Annotated in this window: 15 protein-coding genes; 14 read left to right on the forward strand and 1 reads right to left on the reverse strand. The window is 63.2% G+C overall.

Annotated features, from left to right (window positions below):
- Window positions 1–106 precede the first annotated feature (106 nt).
- A complete protein-coding gene (locus tag OQ460_RS24465) occupies window positions 107–1015 on the reverse strand; it encodes a LysR substrate-binding domain-containing protein (RefSeq protein ID WP_410019824.1) in 909 nt (302 codons plus the stop codon).
- Between the two features lie 181 nt (window positions 1016–1196).
- On the opposite strand from OQ460_RS24465, the gene aspA reads away from it, so the two are divergent.
- From aspA to OQ460_RS24535, 14 genes are all read left to right on the forward strand, one after another.
- Window positions 1197–2621 (forward strand): aspartate ammonia-lyase, encoded by a 1425-nt coding sequence (gene aspA / locus OQ460_RS24470; protein WP_028618519.1) that lies wholly within the window; start codon window positions 1197–1199, stop codon window positions 2619–2621.
- Window positions 2622–3034: 413 nt separating this feature from the next.
- Window positions 3035–3871, forward strand: a complete 837-nt coding sequence (locus OQ460_RS24475) for an ABC transporter ATP-binding protein (RefSeq protein WP_410022098.1) — start codon at window positions 3035–3037, stop codon at window positions 3869–3871.
- A 39-nt stretch (window positions 3872–3910) separates the two neighbouring features.
- Window positions 3911–4903, forward strand: a complete 993-nt coding sequence (locus OQ460_RS24480; protein ID WP_410019825.1) for an ABC transporter substrate-binding protein — start codon at window positions 3911–3913, stop codon at window positions 4901–4903.
- A 28-nt stretch (window positions 4904–4931) separates the two neighbouring features.
- Entirely contained in the window at window positions 4932–5708 is a 777-nt protein-coding gene (locus OQ460_RS24485) for an ABC transporter permease (protein ID WP_410019826.1), read from the forward strand.
- Window positions 5705–6472 (forward strand): SDR family oxidoreductase, encoded by a 768-nt coding sequence (locus OQ460_RS24490; protein WP_410019827.1) that lies wholly within the window; start codon window positions 5705–5707, stop codon window positions 6470–6472. The genes OQ460_RS24485 and OQ460_RS24490 overlap by 4 nt, the downstream gene beginning before the upstream one ends.
- Window positions 6473–6485: 13 nt before the next feature.
- Entirely contained in the window at window positions 6486–7025 is a 540-nt protein-coding gene (locus OQ460_RS24495) for a cupin domain-containing protein (protein ID WP_410019828.1), read from the forward strand.
- 4 nt (window positions 7026–7029) lie between these two features.
- The gene (locus OQ460_RS24500; RefSeq protein ID WP_410019829.1) at window positions 7030–7908 is read left to right on the forward strand and encodes an alpha/beta fold hydrolase; all 879 of its coding nucleotides are present in this window, start codon (window positions 7030–7032) and stop codon (window positions 7906–7908) included.
- Window positions 7905–8738: an IclR family transcriptional regulator gene (locus tag OQ460_RS24505; protein ID WP_410019830.1), complete on the forward strand. Its 834-nt coding sequence runs from the start codon at window positions 7905–7907 to the stop codon at window positions 8736–8738. Before OQ460_RS24500 ends, OQ460_RS24505 begins: the two co-directional genes overlap by 4 nt.
- 1 nt (window position 8739) lies before the next feature.
- Entirely contained in the window at window positions 8740–9537 is a 798-nt protein-coding gene (locus OQ460_RS24510) for an SDR family oxidoreductase (protein ID WP_410019831.1), read from the forward strand.
- Window positions 9530–11212, forward strand: a complete 1683-nt coding sequence (locus OQ460_RS24515; protein ID WP_410019832.1) for a thiamine pyrophosphate-binding protein — start codon at window positions 9530–9532, stop codon at window positions 11210–11212. Before OQ460_RS24510 ends, OQ460_RS24515 begins: the two co-directional genes overlap by 8 nt.
- A gap of 10 nt (window positions 11213–11222) precedes the next feature.
- Window positions 11223–12026, forward strand: a complete 804-nt coding sequence (locus OQ460_RS24520) for an aspartate dehydrogenase (RefSeq protein WP_410019833.1) — start codon at window positions 11223–11225, stop codon at window positions 12024–12026.
- A 107-nt stretch (window positions 12027–12133) separates the two neighbouring features.
- Window positions 12134–13630, forward strand: coding sequence for an aldehyde dehydrogenase (locus OQ460_RS24525; RefSeq protein ID WP_410019834.1), 1497 nt, complete (start codon window positions 12134–12136; stop codon window positions 13628–13630).
- Window positions 13627–14592 carry a VOC family protein gene (locus tag OQ460_RS24530; RefSeq protein WP_410019835.1) on the forward strand — a complete coding sequence of 322 codons (966 nt, stop codon included), beginning with the start codon at window positions 13627–13629 and terminating at the stop codon, window positions 14590–14592. The genes OQ460_RS24525 and OQ460_RS24530 overlap by 4 nt, the downstream gene beginning before the upstream one ends.
- 13 nt (window positions 14593–14605) lie before the next feature.
- On the forward strand, window positions 14606–15748 hold the full coding sequence (locus tag OQ460_RS24535; protein WP_410019836.1) for an FAD-dependent monooxygenase: 1143 nt from the start codon (window positions 14606–14608) through the stop codon (window positions 15746–15748).
- Window positions 15749–15750 lie beyond the last annotated feature (2 nt).

The raw sequence follows: 15750 nt of genomic DNA on the forward strand, positions 1-15750 counted from the left end.
CTGTGTGCGGGCTTGCTCGCGATAGCGGTGGATCAGTCACGCATGCACCAACTGACACACTGCTATCGCAGGCAAGCCCGCTCCCACATTTTGATCTGCAGCCTACTCAAGTGCTCTGTGCCGCCCCACCTTCCAGCTTGCGCCACAACAACCGCACGTTCGCCTTGCGCACCAGCGCGCAGCGGTACAAACGAATCTCCAGCGGCACATGCCATTGCGGCCCGCCGCAGACCACCAGTTCGCCGCGAGCCAGTTCGGCGCGCACGCTCAACTGTGGCACCCAAGCGATCCCCAACCCTTCCAGGGCCATGCTTTTGAGGCTGTCGGCCATGGCGGTTTCGTACACCGTGGTAAAGCGCAGGGCCCGCTGACGCAGCAGCAGGTTCACCGAACGCCCCAGGAATGCTCCGGCGCTGTAGGCCAGCAACGGCACGCTGCCCTCGCCTTCAAGGTCAAACAACGGCTTGCCATTGGCATCGGCGGCACACACCGGAAGCATCTCGGTATTGCCCAGGTGCAGCGAGGGGAAGATTTCGGCATCCATCTGCATCGCCGCGTCCGGGTCGTAGAACGCCAGCATCAAGTCACATCCACCTTCACGCAGGGCATGCACTGCATCGCCAACGTTGGTCGCCACCAAACGGGTCGCGATGTTCAGGCCCTCATTGCGCAATTGAGCAATCCAGCGCGGGAAAAACCCCAACGCCAGCGAGTGCGCGGCGGCCACCTGCATGACTTCGCCCTGCCCACCTTCCAGATGGTGCAAGTGGCGCAAGACTTCACCCAACTGTTCGACCACGGTGCGTGCCGTCACCAGGAACAACTGCCCCGCCGCCGTCAGTTCGACGGGTGTGCGCGAGCGGTTGACCAGCGTCAGTCCCAATGCGGCCTCCAGGCTGCGGATCCTGCGGCTGAACGCCGGTTGGGTGACGAAGCGCCGCTCTGCTGCCTGGGAGAAGCTGCGCGTCGCCGCCAGGGCGCTAAAGTCTTCCAGCCATTTACTTTCGAGGTTCATCAGATTCTCCCAGGGTATGCACCATTTTGGCACACACGCCCGCCATGATAACCGGGTCACATCAACATTATGCCGTTTGTGCATAGGCCAGTGCTTAATAGCATTGGCCCAAAAACTTCCACAAGCCTAGCATTCACAGCGTTCCGGCCTAGCCCGGGTCCATATCGAGATGATTTCCGTCATGTCCTCCGCTGCATCATTCCGCACAGAAAAAGACCTGCTTGGCGTACTCGAAGTACCTGCCCAAGCGTATTACGGCATCCAGACCCTGCGAGCCGTGAATAACTTCCGTCTCTCCGGCGTTCCGATTTCGCATTACCCGAAATTGGTGGTCGGTCTGGCAATGGTCAAGCAAGCCGCCGCTGACGCCAACCGCGAGTTGGGCCAGCTCAGCGAAGCCAAGCACGCTGCCATCAGCGAAGCCTGCGCCCGCCTGATCCGCGGCGACTTCCACGAAGAGTTCGTGGTGGACATGATTCAAGGCGGCGCTGGCACTTCAACCAACATGAATGCCAACGAAGTCATCGCCAACATCGCGTTGGAGGCCATGGGCCACAACAAGGGCGAATACCAGTACCTGCACCCCAACAACGACGTGAACATGGCGCAGTCGACCAACGACGCCTACCCGACCGCGATCCGCCTGGGTCTGCTGCTGGGCCATGACGCGCTGCTGGCCAGCCTCGACAGCCTGATCCAGGCATTCGCCGCCAAAGGTGTCGAGTTCGGCCATGTGCTGAAAATGGGCCGTACCCAACTGCAAGACGCTGTGCCGATGACCCTCGGCCAGGAATTCCGCGCCTTCGCCACTACCTTGAGTGAAGACCTGGCGCGCCTGAAGACCCTGGCACCCGAACTGTTGACCGAAGTGAACCTGGGCGGCACCGCCATCGGTACCGGCATCAACGCCGACCCGCGTTACCAGGCCCTGGCCGTCCAGCGCCTGGCAACCATCAGCGGCCAGCCGCTGGTGCCCGCCGCAGACTTGATCGAAGCCACCTCCGACATGGGCGCCTTCGTGCTGTTCTCCGGCATGCTCAAGCGTACCGCGGTGAAACTGTCGAAGATCTGCAACGACTTGCGCCTGCTGTCCAGCGGCCCACGCACCGGGATCAACGAAATCAACCTGCCGGCACGCCAGCCAGGCAGTTCGATCATGCCCGGCAAGGTCAACCCGGTCATTCCGGAAGCGGTCAACCAAGTGGCATTCCAGGTCATCGGCAACGACCTGGCCCTGACCATGGCAGCCGAAGGCGGCCAACTGCAACTGAACGTGATGGAACCGCTGATCGCCTTCAAGATCTTCGACTCGATCCGCCTGCTGCAACGTGCCATGGACATGCTGCGCGAACACTGCATCGTCGGCATCACCGCCAACGAAGCACGCTGCCGCGAACTGGTGGAACACTCCATCGGCCTGGTCACCGCGCTGAACCCGTACATCGGCTATGAAAACGCCACCCGCATTGCGCGTATCGCTCTTGAAAGCGGGCGCGGCGTGCTGGAACTGGTGCGTGAAGAAGGCTTGCTCGACGACGCCATGCTCGACGACATCCTGCGCCCGGAAAACATGATTGCCCCACGCCTGGTGCCTTTGAAGGCCTAAGCGTTGTTGTACCGCTCACCAGGTTGAGGGACTAGACACCTCTCACCTTTTGAGGGCTTGGAGATTTGATCTTCAAGCCCTTTTTTTTGCCTGATTTTCTACGACCGGACCACCCGCCCCAGCGCTCCTGCGTTTTATATATAAAACAAATAAGCCCTTCCTAACTTCCTCGCGTTACCTGAAAAGCACCAACTTCTCGCAACTTTCTCCAGCGGTGTGCAATTTCGTGCCATATAAGAATCGATGTTTCATATATGAAACGCAGCACGATTCAAATTATTCGCCTAACACACTGATATTCAAGAGCAATCATCAAACCATTGTAGGAAATAACTCACTGGCATTGTTCATGCACTAAACGGCGTATCACCTATAAAACAGACCAGAGAACCCTCCCAATGGCTGTGAAAGAGATGTACGCCGTGACACCCCAGTGGAATACGCCCGCTCTCAAGGAAGACCTGGAACCGACAGAAATCGAATTTCGCAAAGTCGGTAAATGTTTCCCGGCCAAAGGCAAAACGGACGCGCCGTTTGCCATCCGCGAGGTGAATTTCAAGATTCGCCGGGGTGAAGTGGTCTCGATCATCGGCCCTTCGGGTTGCGGCAAGAGCACCATTCTGAATATGGGTTCGGGCCTGTACCGTCCAAGCGAGGGCGAGGTCTTTGTTGGTGGCGAACCGGTTACAGGCCCAGTGCCACAGGTCGCGTTCATGTTGCAGAAAGACTTGCTGATGCCTTGGCGCAGCATTCGCCGCAACGTCGAGTTGGGGCTGGAGATCCAGGGCGTGCCCGCCGCCACCCGGCAGAAGGTGGCCCTCGACTTACTTGATCGCTGCCACCTCAACGGTTTCGCCGATCACTATCCGTTTCAGTTGTCCGGTGGCATGCGCCAACGCGCCGCCCTGGCGCGCACCCTGGCGATCGATCCCCAGGTGCTGTTTCTCGACGAGCCGTTTTCAGCCCTCGATGCCCAGACCAAGATGATCCTGCAACAAGACATGGCACGGATGCTGTTCGACGAAAAGAAGACCGCGCTGTTCATCACCCATGACCTGATCGAAGGCATCGCCATGTCCGACCGCTTACTGGTCATGAGCGCACGGCCCGGCACCATCATCGAAGAAATCAGCATCGACCTGCCGTTTCGCGACAACCCGCTGGAGCGCCGCAAGCTGCCGGAAATCGGCCCGCTGGTGGGGCGCCTGATGGAGTTGCTGCAAGTCGGCGCCGACACCGAACTGCATTGATCACCGCTCGTGCGGCCCTCAACCGATTCAGGAGTTCCCATGCTCAAGTCTCTGTTTCAACGTCTCAGCGTTTTCAGCCTTGGTCTCGGCCTGGCCTTTGCCGTGCAGGCGAAACCGACCGATGTCACCTACCTGCTGCCAGCGCCGCCCAACTCGCCCGCGTTTGCGCCATGGATCATTGCCAAGCAAAAGGGTTACTACGCGGCCCAGGACCTGAACCTGACCTTTATCGCCGCCAAGGGCGGCGTGGACGTGGCCAAGCAGATCGGCGCCGGTAATGCGCTGCTCGGTGGCGCCATCGGCGACACGCCGATTGTGGTGCGGGCCAATGGCATCCCGGTGCGGGCCGTGGCGGTGCTGGGCGCGGGCGGCGTGACAATGATCGCCACCAACGCCCGGGCAAACATCGACACCATCGCCGACCTCAAGGGCAAGACCATGACGGTGATGTCGTACTCCGACACCACCTACTACGCCCTGCTCGCCTCGCTGCGCAAATCCGGGCTGGGCAAGAACGACGTGAACATCCAGGCCGCAGGCCCGGCCGGCGTCTGGCAACTGTTCTCCGCCGACAAGGCCCAGGCCATGGCCGGCGTACCGGATTGGGTGGTCAACGCCGAAGAAGCCGGGGTGCAGATCAAGCTGATCCCCCAGGCGCAGATTTTCGAAAGCATGGCCCAGGCAATCCTCGCCTCGGATGACGCCATCAAGAACCAACCCGAGATCGTGCGCGGCGTGGTCCAGGCGACCCTGCAAGGGATGCGCGACATCATCCAGGACCCGCGCGCCGCTGCCGTGACCTTTGCCCAGGCAGTCCCGGCCTACGCCGGCAAGGAAGACTCGCTGGAGAAAGTGTTCAAGCTCTACGTCGAGCACGTTTACGCCAACCAGAGCGTACTCGGGCACATCGATCCGGAGCGCCTGGACAAGGTTCGCCAGTTCTACATCAGCGAAGGCATCGTCACGCAGGAGACCCCGCTGGCAGACCTCTTCACCAACCAATTCGTCGACAGCCCGGTCGCCGCGCAATGAGCAACCCGGATAACAAGGTACGCACCCGATGAAAAGCTTGAATAACTCGATGCTCGGCAGCGTTGCGCTGCTGGTCCTGTTCCTGGTGCTCTGGCAATGGGGCCCGGGACTGCTCGGCATGCCCGAATTCGTCATGCCCAAACTCAGCCGCGTCGCCCAGGAAAGCCTGGTGATGTGGCAGACCGGCGGCCTGCTGCAACACACCTTGATCACCGCGCTGGAAATCGTCGTCGGCTTCGCCCTCGGTGCGCTGCTGGGCGTGGTGATCGGCGTGTCCCTGGGTCTGTCGCCTGCGGCCGAGGCGATGTTGTCGCCCTACATTCTGGCCTTGCAGATCGCGCCCAAGGTCGCCTTCGCGCCGCTGTTCGTGATGTGGCTGGGCTACACCATCTACCCGAAGATCCTGATCGCGATCCTGATCGTGTTTTTCCCGGTGATGATCAACGTGCTCTCGGCGATCCGCACGGTCGATCCAGACATGATCAACCTGGTGCGCACCATGAACGCCAGCCGCTGGCAGATTTTCCGCCTGGTGGAGTTTCCCTCGGCCATGGCCGCGCTGTTTTCCGGCCTGCGCATTGCTTCGACCCTGGCGGTCATCGGCGTCACCGTCGGCGAACTGGTCGGCGGTAACCAGGGCCTGGGCTTCCTGTTGGTGGACGCAGAAGGCCAGGGCAACACGGCCGGCGTGTTCGTCGCCATCGTGATGCTTACCCTGATCGGGGTAATCGCTTATGGCGCAGTGGTCTGGGCAGAAAAGCGCGTGCTGCACTACATGCCCAAAGCCATGTTGAGCACGCAATGATGAGCCGCCAGAACCTTTTGCTCGAAGGCCGCCGCGTGCTGGTCACCGGCGGTGCCCGTGGCCTTGGCTACGCGTTCGCCCAGGCTATCGGCCGTGCCGGTGCGCGCGTGGTGATTGCCGATGTATTGGCCGAGCGCGTGCAACAGGCGGCCTGCGAACTGCAAGCCCAGGGCCTGGATGTGCAGGCCGTGACAGTGGACCTGGCACAACCCGGCTCGATCCAGGCGTGTATCGGTTCGACACTCGGCCTGTTGGGCGGTCTCGATGGCCTGGTGAACAACGCCTCCATCACCAACTCCGGTGGCAAGGGCTGCGAAGAACTGAGCATCGACACCTGGGACCAGGTGATGCAGGTCAACGTGCGCGGTACCTGGCTGATGACCACCGCCTGCCTGCCTGCCCTGCGCGCCAGCGGTCACGGCGCCATCGTCAACCTTGCTTCGGATACCCCGCTGTGGGGCGCGCCGAACCTGCTGGCCTATGTCGCCAGCAAGGGCGCGATCATCGCCATGACCCGCAGCCTGGCCCGCGAGCTGGGCGCCGACAACATCACGGTCAACGCCATCGCCCCCGGCCTGGTGTTGGTGGAGGCCACGGCCTACGTGCCCGAGGCCCGCCACCGCTTGTACAACGATCAACGGGCCATCCAGCGCCCGCAACTGCCCGAAGACGTCAGCGGCGCTGTGCTGTTCGCGCTGTCCGACCTTGCCCGCTTCATCACTGGACAAACCCTGCCGGTCAACGGCGGGTTTGTCATGCCTTGATCTGGAGACTGTCATGACTGATCTATCTGCCCAAAACGACACCCCAAAAAGCTGGGACCGCCCTGCAGGCGCGAGCCTGGAAAGCTGGATGAGCACACGCATCGCCCGCTACGAGACACGCAAGTACGACTGGGATGCGTTGAAGTTCCAGGCCGACTACGACCCCAAGTTCCGGCGGGCGCAAATGCGCTACATCGGCACCGGCGGCACCGGCGTGAGCACGGACATGAACACCATCCCATCCGAGCACTTCACCTTCTCCACCATGGTGATCCCGGCCGGCCACGAAGGCCCACCGCACCTGCATATCGACGTCGAGGAAGTGTTCTTCGTGCTGCGCGGCAAGCTCAAGGTCGTGCTGGAAAAAGACGGCGAGCGCTTCGAGACGATCCTGACCGACCGCGACGTGATTTCCGTGCCGCCAGGTGTGTACCGCGAAGAAATCAACATCGGCGACGAAGACGCGCTGATGTGCGTGATGCTCGGCGCGAAAAAGCCGATCACCCCGACCTATCCGCCAGAGCACCCTCTGGCTTCGATCAAGCGCGGATAAGCCCATGTTGCCAGGACTCTCTCAAGCCGTGCCGACGGCCGACCTGCAAGCCCAACTGGAGCGTGACTTTCCCCAGCGCCTGGTACTTGCGGCCGGTGGCCGGCAGGCGCTGCGCGAATGTGGCGCAGGGCCAACTGTGGTCATGCTGCACGGCATCGGCTCCGGGGCGGCGTCCTGGCTGCAAGTGGCCCGGCATTTGGCCTCCCATGCCCGGGTCATCGCCTGGGATGCGCCCGGCTACGGTGACTCCAGCCCGCTGGAATCGGACGTGCCCAAAGCCGAACAGTACGCGGCCCGTCTGGCGCAGATGCTGGATGCCTTGGGTGTCGAGCAATGCGTATTGGTGGGCCACTCCCTCGGCGCGCTGACAGCCTTGGCGCTGGCGCGCAGTTCACAGGCCAATCGAGTGAGCCGCCTGGTGTTGATCAGCCCTGCGCGCGGCTATGGCGCACCGCAACACGCCGCGCAGGGCCAGCAGGTACGCCAGCAACGCCTGGCGAATCTGCAACGCCTGGGTATCGCCGGCCTGGCCGAACAACGCAGCGCCCACATGCTGTCGCCTTGTGCCACGTCCCAGGCCCTGGCCTGGGTGCGCTGGAACATGGCGCGCCTGAACCCCGACGGTTATCGCCAGGCCATTGAGTTGTTGTGCGGCGACAACTTGCTGCGCCATGGCCGACCCGAGATGCCCTGCGACGTGCATTGCGGCGAGGCCGACAGCATCACCAGCGCCGAAACCTGCCTGGGCGTAGCCAAGGCATTGGGCGCCAGCTTCAACCTGATTGCCGACGCCGGTCATGCCAGCCCCATCGAACAACCACAGGTGGTTGCCGGCCGCCTGGCCTTCGCCATCCAACAATCCCTGACAGGTACACCCCTATGAACGATTCCGATCTGTTGAAGGATGCCCAGGACAAATACATCGTGCCGGGCCTTGAACGCGGGTTGCTGCTGCTCTGCGAGTTCAGCCGGCGCAACCGCACCCTGACCGCACCGGAACTGGCACGCCGCCTGGCGCTGCCGCGCTCGACCATCTTCCGCCTGCTGACCACCCTGGAAACCATGGGCTTCGTCACCCGCAGCGGCAACGAATACCGCCTTGGCATGTCGGTGTTGCGCCTGGGCTTCGAATACCTCGCGTCGCTGGAGCTGACCGAACTGGGCCAGCCGTTGCTGGCGCGCTTGTGTGACCGCCTCAACTACCCGAGCAACCTGGTGGTGCGCGACGGGCGCTCGATCGTCTACGTGGCCAAGGTTTCGCCGCCTTCGGTGTTTTCCAATGCGGTCAACGTCGGTACGCGTCTGCCGGCGCACGCCACCGTGCTGGGGCGCATTCTCCTCGAGGACCTGTCGCTGGCCGAACTGCGCGAGCTGTACCCCGAAGAGCATCTGGAACAGCACTCGCCCTGCACGCCCAAGACGGTGCTGGAGCTGTTCGACCTGGTGCAGGCTGACCGTCAGCGCGGTTTTGTCAGCGGCGAAGGCTTCTTCGAGTCGGCGATTTCCACGGTGGCCGCCCCCGTACGCGACCAAAGCGGCGGCATCGTCGCGGCCCTGGGCGTCACCATCCCCACCCTGCAAATCGGCCATGTGAACTTCGAAGAGCTGCTGACCCAGGTACGCCGCAGCGCCGACGAACTGTCACGCCTGCTCAATTACAACGGCGGCGCCCACGGTGGGCAGCCGCGCGTGACCGCCTTGATGAGAGATTGAGATGAGCCTTTTTCCCTTGCAAGGTCATGTTGCAATCGTCACCGGAGGCTCATCGGGAATCGGCCTGGCCTGCGTCGAGCTGTTGCTGGAAAGCGGTGCTGGCGTGGCGTTCTGCGGCCGCGACCCAGAGCGCCTGCGCAGCGCCGAAGCCAGCTTGCGCCAACGCTTCCCCCAGGCGCAGCTGCTGGCCCACGCCTGTAACGTACTCGATGCCGAATCAGTAAATACCTTTGCCGCCGCCAGCCTGGCCGCGCTCGGGCCGGCAGGCATCTTGATCAATAACGCCGGGCAAGGCCGGGTCTCGACGTTTGCCGATACCACCGACAGCGCCTGGACCGAAGAGCTGAACCTGAAGTTCTTTTCGGTGATCAACCCGATCCACGCCTTCAAGCGCCAGCTGGAAAGCCAGGCCGACGCCGCCATCGTCTGCGTCAACTCGCTGTTGGCCAGCCAGCCGGAACCGCACATGGTCGCTACCTCGGCGGCTCGCGCCGGGGTGATGAACCTGGTGCGCTCGATGGCCACCGAATTCGCCCCCCAGGGCATCCGCGTCAACGGCATCCTGATTGGTCTGGTGGAGTCGGGGCAATGGCGCCGTCGTTTCGAGGCGCGCGAAGAGCGCCACCTCGATTGGGCGCAATGGACCGCCCAACTGGCACAACGCAAACACATTCCCTTGGGGCGCCTGGGCCTGCCGATTGAAGCAGCCCGCGCGATCCTGTTTCTGGCCTCGCCTCTGTCGGCTTACACCACAGGCAGCCATATCGATGTATCCGGAGGCCTGTCCCGCCATGCGTAATGAAAACACTGTGACTGTCGGCGCTGCCATCACCGCCTTTCTCGAACAATGCGACGTCAAGGCGGCGTTCGGCGTGATCTCGATCCACAACATGCCGATCCTCGATGCCTTTGCGGTGCGTGGCAATATCCGCTTTGTCATGGCCCGTGGCGAAGCCGGCGCGGCGAACATGGCCGACGCCTATGCCCGCACCACCGGTGGCCTGGGCGTATGCCTGACGTCCACCGGCACCGCCGCCGGCAATGCCGCTGGCGCCCTGGTGGAAGCGCAGACCGCCGGCACGCCGCTGCTGCACATCACCGGGCAGATCGAAACGCCGTACCTGGATCAGGAACTGGCTTATATCCACGAAGCCCGCGACCAGTTGAACATGCTCAAGGCGGTGTCCAAGGCCGCCTTTCGCGTGCGCAGCGTCGAGACCGCCATCAGCACCTTGAAGCTGGCCGTGCAGACCGCCCTGACCGCGCCGACCGGCCCGGTGAGCGTCGAGATCCCGATCGACATCCAGTCGACCTTTATCCCGATGCCGACCGACCTGTCGCCACTGCCGATCCCGGTCGCCGTGCCCGCACCGGATGCCCTCGACCTGGTGGCCGAGCGCCTGGCCAGTGCCAAACGCCCGATGTTGTGGCTCGGCGGCGGTGCGCGGCATGCCGGCGTGCAGGTCAAGCGCCTGCTGGCGATGGGCATAGGGGTGATCACCTCCACCCAGGGCCGTGGCGTGGTCAACGAAGATGACGAGCGTTGCCTGGGTGCTTTTTCGCAGAACAAGCAGGTCGAGCAGTTTCTGCAAACCTGCGATGCACTGCTGATCGCAGGTTCGCGCCTGCGCAGCAACGAGACCTTCAAGTACGCCCTGAAACTGCCGCGCAACACTCTGCGTATCGACGCCAACCCGGCCATCGAAGGCCGCAGTTATGCCAGCGAACTGTTTATCTGCGGCGATGCGGCACTGGCGCTGGAAGGCCTGGCCGATCGCCTTGAAGGACGCCTGCACACCGATCCGAACTTTCTCGCCGAACTCAAGGCGGTCCGCGTGCAATCGCGCCGCCAACTGGTGGCCGACCTGGGACCATACTCGGCGATGGTCGAGCAACTGCAAGCCAGCACTGGCCGCAACTTTTCCTGGGTGCGCGATGTAACCCTGTCCAACAGCATCTGGGGCAACCGCCTGCTCAACCTCTACCACCCACGCGCCGGGGTGCATGCCCTCGGTGGCGGTATCGGCCAGGGCTTGGCCATGGGCATCGGCGCTGCCGTGGCCGCTGCCGAAACCGCACCCGAGCGCAAGGTGTTTGCCCTGGCCGGCGATGGTGGCTTCATCCTTAACCTTGGTGAACTGGCGACCTTGGTCCAGGAGCGCGCCAACCTGGTGATCCTGTTGATGAACGACCAGCGCTACGGGGTGATCCGCAATATCCAGGACGCGGTCTACGGCAGCCGCCATTGCTACGTCGACCTGCACACCCCGGACTACACCAAACTCGCCGACTCCCTGGGATTGCGTCATGGCCTGGTCACCGACCTCAAGGACTTCGGTCGTGTGGTCGACAGCGCCCTGAGCCAGCCCGGCCCGTTCCTGCTGGAAGTCGACATGCTCAGCGTCGGTAACTTCGCCACCCAGTTTGCCGGCCCGCCCAACAGCGAAACCAAAGCCCAGAAGGCTTCCGCCTGAGGATCACCGCATGTTGCATATCACGATGATCGGCTGTGGCGCCATTGGCGTCGGCGTGCTCGAACTGCTGGAGAACGACCCGCAGCTTTGCGTGGACTACGTCATCGCGTCCGAAGGCTCCGAAGCCCTGGTGCGCCAGCGCCTGGCCAGTTTCAAGCAGCCACCGCAGGTGCTCACTGCGTTGCCTGCCGATGCGCGCCCTGACTTGCTGGTGGAATGCGCCGGCCACCGGGCGATTGAAGAGCACGTGCTGCCGGCGCTGGAGCGCGGTATCGCCTGCCTGATCGTATCGGTCGGTGCCTTGTCCGAGGTCGGTCTGGTGGAACGCCTGGAAGCGGCTGCCGAGCGCGGCCACACGCGTATCGAGTTGCTGCCCGGCGCGATTGGCGGCATCGATGCGTTGTCTGCGGCCAAGGTCGGCGGGCTCGACTCGGTCAACTACACCGGGCGCAAGCCGGCCCGCGCCTGGAAGAACACGCCCGGCGAGCAGGCCTGCAACCTGGACACCATCAGCGAAGCCACGGTGATCTTCCAGGGCAGCGCCCGCGAAGCGGCGCGGCTGTACCCCAAGAACGCCAACGTCGCCGCCACCCTGTCACTGGCCGGAATTGGCCTGGATCGCACCCACGTCACGCTGATCGCCGACCCCCACAGCGACGAAAACGTTCATCACTTTGAAGCCCGTGGTGCCTTTGGCGGTTTCGAGTTGAGCCTGCGCGGCAAGCCGCTGCTGGCCAACCCCAAGACCTCGGCGCTGACCGTGTACAGCGTGGTCCGTGCCTTGGGCAACCACGCCCACGCGATTTCGATATGAATGAGCAGCTGCAAGTTTCGAGCGGCAAGCGGCAAGTAGAGGCGCACCGTGTCGCGCCTGCTTCCTCTTGCAGCTTGCCGCTTACCGCTTCCAACTGGAGTCTATCTATGACCCTCGAACAGACTTTACCTATCTGCATCGCCGGCGAGTGGCGCCTGGGGCGTGGCGCGCGCTACGCCAGCCGCTACCCGGCCACCGGCGAAGCCGTCGCCTGGCTGAATGCCGCCGACCTGCAAGACGTCGAAGACGCCATCCAGGGCGCGCACCAGGCATTCCTGCACAGCGGTTGGGCACAGCGCAAACCTCACGAACGAGCCAGCGTGCTGTATCGCATTGCCGAGCTGATCCGCCAGCACAGCGAAGAACTGGCGCAGCTGCAACGCCAGGACAACGGCAAGCCCATCAGTGAAACCCGCGCCCTGGTGGCCAGCGCCGCCGGTACGTTTCAGTTCTTCGCCGCGGCCTGCGAGACGCTGGAAGAAACCATCACGCCGTCGCGCGGTGATTTCGTCAGCATGAGTGTGTACGAGCCGATGGGCGTGGTCGCCGCAATCACCCCGTGGAACTCGCCGATTGCCAGCGAAGCGCAAAAGGTCGCACCGGCCCTGGCAGCGGGGAATGCAGTGGTGATCAAGCCGGCGGAAATCACCCCGCTGCTGGCCCTGCGCCTGGCGCATTTGTGTGAAGAAGCCGGCCTGCCTAAGGGCTTGATCAGCGTGCTGCCTGGCAAAGGTTCGTTGCTGGGGGATGCACTGACTCGGCATCCGCTGGTCAAGCGCGTGTCGTTCACTGGCGGCACCAGCACCGGCAAGCACATCGCGCATATTGCCGCCGACAAAATGATGCCGGTGTCCCTGGAACTGGGCGGCAAGTCGCCGACCATCGTGTTGGAGGATGCCGATCTCGATCATGCCGTGGCCGGCGTGCTGTACGGTATTTTCAGCTCCTCGGGCGAGGCCTGCATCGCTGGCTCGCGGCTATTCGTGGCGCGCGCGTTATACGAGCCGTTCATGCAGCGTTTAGTCGCCGCCGCCGCCAATCTGCGGGTCGGTGACCCGGCTGACGAAAACACGCAAATGGGCCCGCTGATCAGCGCTGCCCACCGTGAATCCGTAGAGCGGTACGTCGCCCTCGGCCTTGCCGAAGGCGGCCGCCTGCGCGTCGGCGGGCAGCGGCCCAGCGGTGGCCTCTACGATCAAGGCTACTTCTACCCGCCAACCATTCTCGAAGGCCTGAACAACCACCAACAGGTGTGCCAGGAAGAAATCTTCGGCCCGGTGCTGGTGGCCATGCCGTTCGATGACGAAGCCCAACTGCTGGAACAGGCCAATGACAGCCTGTACGCCCTCGCCGCCGGTATCTGGACCCGCGACTACAAGCGCGCCTGGGCCCTGGGCCGACGCTTGCAAGCCGGCACCGTGTGGATCAACACCTACAAGCAGTTCTCGATTTCCACGCCCTTTGGCGGCTGGCGCGACAGCGGCCTGGGCCGCGAAAAAGGTCGCCTGGGGATCCTGCAATACATGGAACAGAAAAGCCTCTACTGGGGCATGAACCAACAGCCACTGGCCTGGGCCGGTGTGCCGCAAGAGGTAGCACAATGAGCGTTTTAGGTATTGATGAAGTCACCTATGGCGTCGAGGACCTCGACACTTGTGTGCGGTTTTTCAGCGATTGGGGCCTCAAGCAAGTCAGCACCCAGCCCGATGAAGTGATTTTTGAAACCCTCAACGGCTGCCGCGTGGTGCTTGCAGACCTGAACAAGCCGGGCCTGCCGCCCGCCATCGAGGCCGGGTCCACCGTGCGCGAAGTAGTGTGGGGCGTGGCCAACGCGACGGACCTGGCGCTGTACAGCGAACGTATTGCCCGCGATCCGGGTTTTGTCGAGTGCGACGGGCGCATCGGCTGCACCGATCCCAATGGCCTGGCGATCCGCCTGCAAGTCACCCGCAAGCGCGAACTCGATATCGAATGCAGCGGCCACAACACCTGGCAGACCAAGGGCCGGATCAACAAGGCGGCGCCGATCTATGAGCGCGCCACGCCGATTGAAGTCGGGCATGTGGTGTTTTTCGTCAAGGATGTGAATGCCTGCGAAGCGTTCTACCACGAGCGTTTCGGCTTCCAGGCCTCGGACCGCTACCCGGATCGCGGGGCCTTTTTGCGCACCGCCGAAGAAGGCGGCCATCACGATCTGTTCATGCTGCAGCTGCCGGCACCACGGGCTGGCCTGAACCATGTGGCCTTCACCGTGCGCGACGTCCACGAAGTGTTCGGTGGTGGCATGCACGTGTCCCGCAGCGGCTGGCCGACCGAGATCGGTCCGGGACGCCATCCGGTTTCATCAGCGTTTTTCTGGTACTTCAAAAACCCGGCCGGCGCGCTGGTGGAGTACTACGCCGACGAAGACCAACTGACCGGCGAATGGCAACCGCGCAGCTTCGAGCCTGGGCCTACGGTGTTCGCCGAGTGGGCGATTGCCGGGGGCATCGATGGCCACACCCGGCGCCAGCAACACGTCGAGGCGCCGCAAGGCAAATTCCTCACCGACAAACCGAAACCCTGAGCAGGAATCGCCCATGTCTTCCCTGAACATTGCCATTGCCGGTGCCGGTATCGGCGGCCTCACCGCCGCCATCGCGCTGCACCGTGCCGGTCACCAGGTCACCGTGTTCGAACAGTCGAAAGCCTTTTTGCGGGTCGGTGCCGACATCAACCTCACGCCCAATGCAGTGCGCGCCCTGGACGGCCTGGGTATCGGCGCGGCGGTACGCATTCGCGCTGCACGACCGACCCACCGCATCAGTCGGATGTGGGACAGCGGCGAGGAAACCTCGCGCCTGGAGATGTCCGATGCCGCCGAACACAAATACGGCGCACCGCAACTGACCATTCACCGCGCCGACCTGTTGGCGGCACTGGCCGAGGTGTTCCCGCTCACGCAGGTACAGTTCGCCAAGCGCGCCGAACGGGTCGAGCAAACCGATGACGGCATCACGTTGCATTTCAAGGATGGCGGCCAGCACCGCTGTGACGTGCTGATCGGTGCCGACGGCATCCACTCGGTGGTGCGTAATGCGCTGTTTGGCGAAGAGCACCCGCGCTTTACCGGGGTGGTGGCATACCGTGCCGTGGTGCCGGCCGAGCGTGTGGCGCAGGTGCCGAACATCCAGGCATTCACCAAATGGTGGGGCCCCAACCCGCAAAGCCAAATCGTCACGTTCCCGCTGAATCAGGGTAAGGACATTTTCATCTTCGCCACCACGGCTCAGGACAGCTGGCACGAAGAGTCCTGGACCAGCGCCGGGGATGCCGATGAACTGCGCAGCCATTACCAGGCGTTCCACCCGGACGCCCGTGCGTTGCTGGAGGCTTGCAGCGATGTGCTCAAGACCGCCTTGTATGAGCGCGACCCACTGCCGTTCTGGTCCAAGGGCGCCATCACCCTGTTGGGCGATGCCTGCCACCCGATGATGCCGTTCATGGCCCAGGGTGCGGGCCAGGCCATCGAAGACGCGGTGGTGCTCGGCCGCTACCTGCAAGACCTCGACAGCCCGGTACAGGTCGCCGATGCGTTGCAGGCTTACCAGCAGGCGCGGCTGGCACGTACCAGCCAGATCCAGATCGGCTCGCGGGGCAACCAGTGGCTCAAGGACGGCGGTAACGCCGATTGGGTCTACGGCTATGACGCCTGGGCGGTGCCCACCGAGAGCGCAGCCTGAGC

The organism is Pseudomonas imrae, from assembly GCF_046352735.2.
GTDB classification, from domain to species: Bacteria; Pseudomonadota; Gammaproteobacteria; order Pseudomonadales; family Pseudomonadaceae; genus Aquipseudomonas; species Aquipseudomonas imrae.

Bases quoted from the DNA above. Each gene is read 5' to 3' on its own strand.
- OQ460_RS24535 (WP_410019836.1), top strand. From the start codon at position 14,606: ATGTCTTCCCTGAACATTGCCATTGCCGGTGCCGGTATCGGCGGCCTC.
- OQ460_RS24485 (WP_410019826.1), top strand. From the start codon at position 4,932: ATGAAAAGCTTGAATAACTCGATGCTCGGCAGCGTTGCGCTGCTGGTC.
- OQ460_RS24505 (WP_410019830.1), top strand. From the start codon at position 7,905: ATGAACGATTCCGATCTGTTGAAGGATGCCCAGGACAAATACATCGTG.
- OQ460_RS24530 (WP_410019835.1), top strand. From the start codon at position 13,627: ATGAGCGTTTTAGGTATTGATGAAGTCACCTATGGCGTCGAGGACCTC.
- OQ460_RS24465 (WP_410019824.1), bottom strand. From the start codon at position 1,015: ATGAACCTCGAAAGTAAATGGCTGGAAGACTTTAGCGCCCTGGCGGCG.
- OQ460_RS24500 (WP_410019829.1), top strand. From the start codon at position 7,030: ATGTTGCCAGGACTCTCTCAAGCCGTGCCGACGGCCGACCTGCAAGCC.
- OQ460_RS24490 (WP_410019827.1), top strand. From the start codon at position 5,705: ATGATGAGCCGCCAGAACCTTTTGCTCGAAGGCCGCCGCGTGCTGGTC.
- OQ460_RS24520 (WP_410019833.1), top strand. From the start codon at position 11,223: ATGTTGCATATCACGATGATCGGCTGTGGCGCCATTGGCGTCGGCGTG.
- OQ460_RS24475 (WP_410022098.1), top strand. From the start codon at position 3,035: ATGTACGCCGTGACACCCCAGTGGAATACGCCCGCTCTCAAGGAAGAC.
- OQ460_RS24525 (WP_410019834.1), top strand. From the start codon at position 12,134: ATGACCCTCGAACAGACTTTACCTATCTGCATCGCCGGCGAGTGGCGC.
- OQ460_RS24510 (WP_410019831.1), top strand. From the start codon at position 8,740: ATGAGCCTTTTTCCCTTGCAAGGTCATGTTGCAATCGTCACCGGAGGC.
- OQ460_RS24515 (WP_410019832.1), top strand. From the start codon at position 9,530: ATGCGTAATGAAAACACTGTGACTGTCGGCGCTGCCATCACCGCCTTT.
- OQ460_RS24480 (WP_410019825.1), top strand. From the start codon at position 3,911: ATGCTCAAGTCTCTGTTTCAACGTCTCAGCGTTTTCAGCCTTGGTCTC.
- aspA (WP_028618519.1), top strand. From the start codon at position 1,197: ATGTCCTCCGCTGCATCATTCCGCACAGAAAAAGACCTGCTTGGCGTA.
- OQ460_RS24495 (WP_410019828.1), top strand. From the start codon at position 6,486: ATGACTGATCTATCTGCCCAAAACGACACCCCAAAAAGCTGGGACCGC.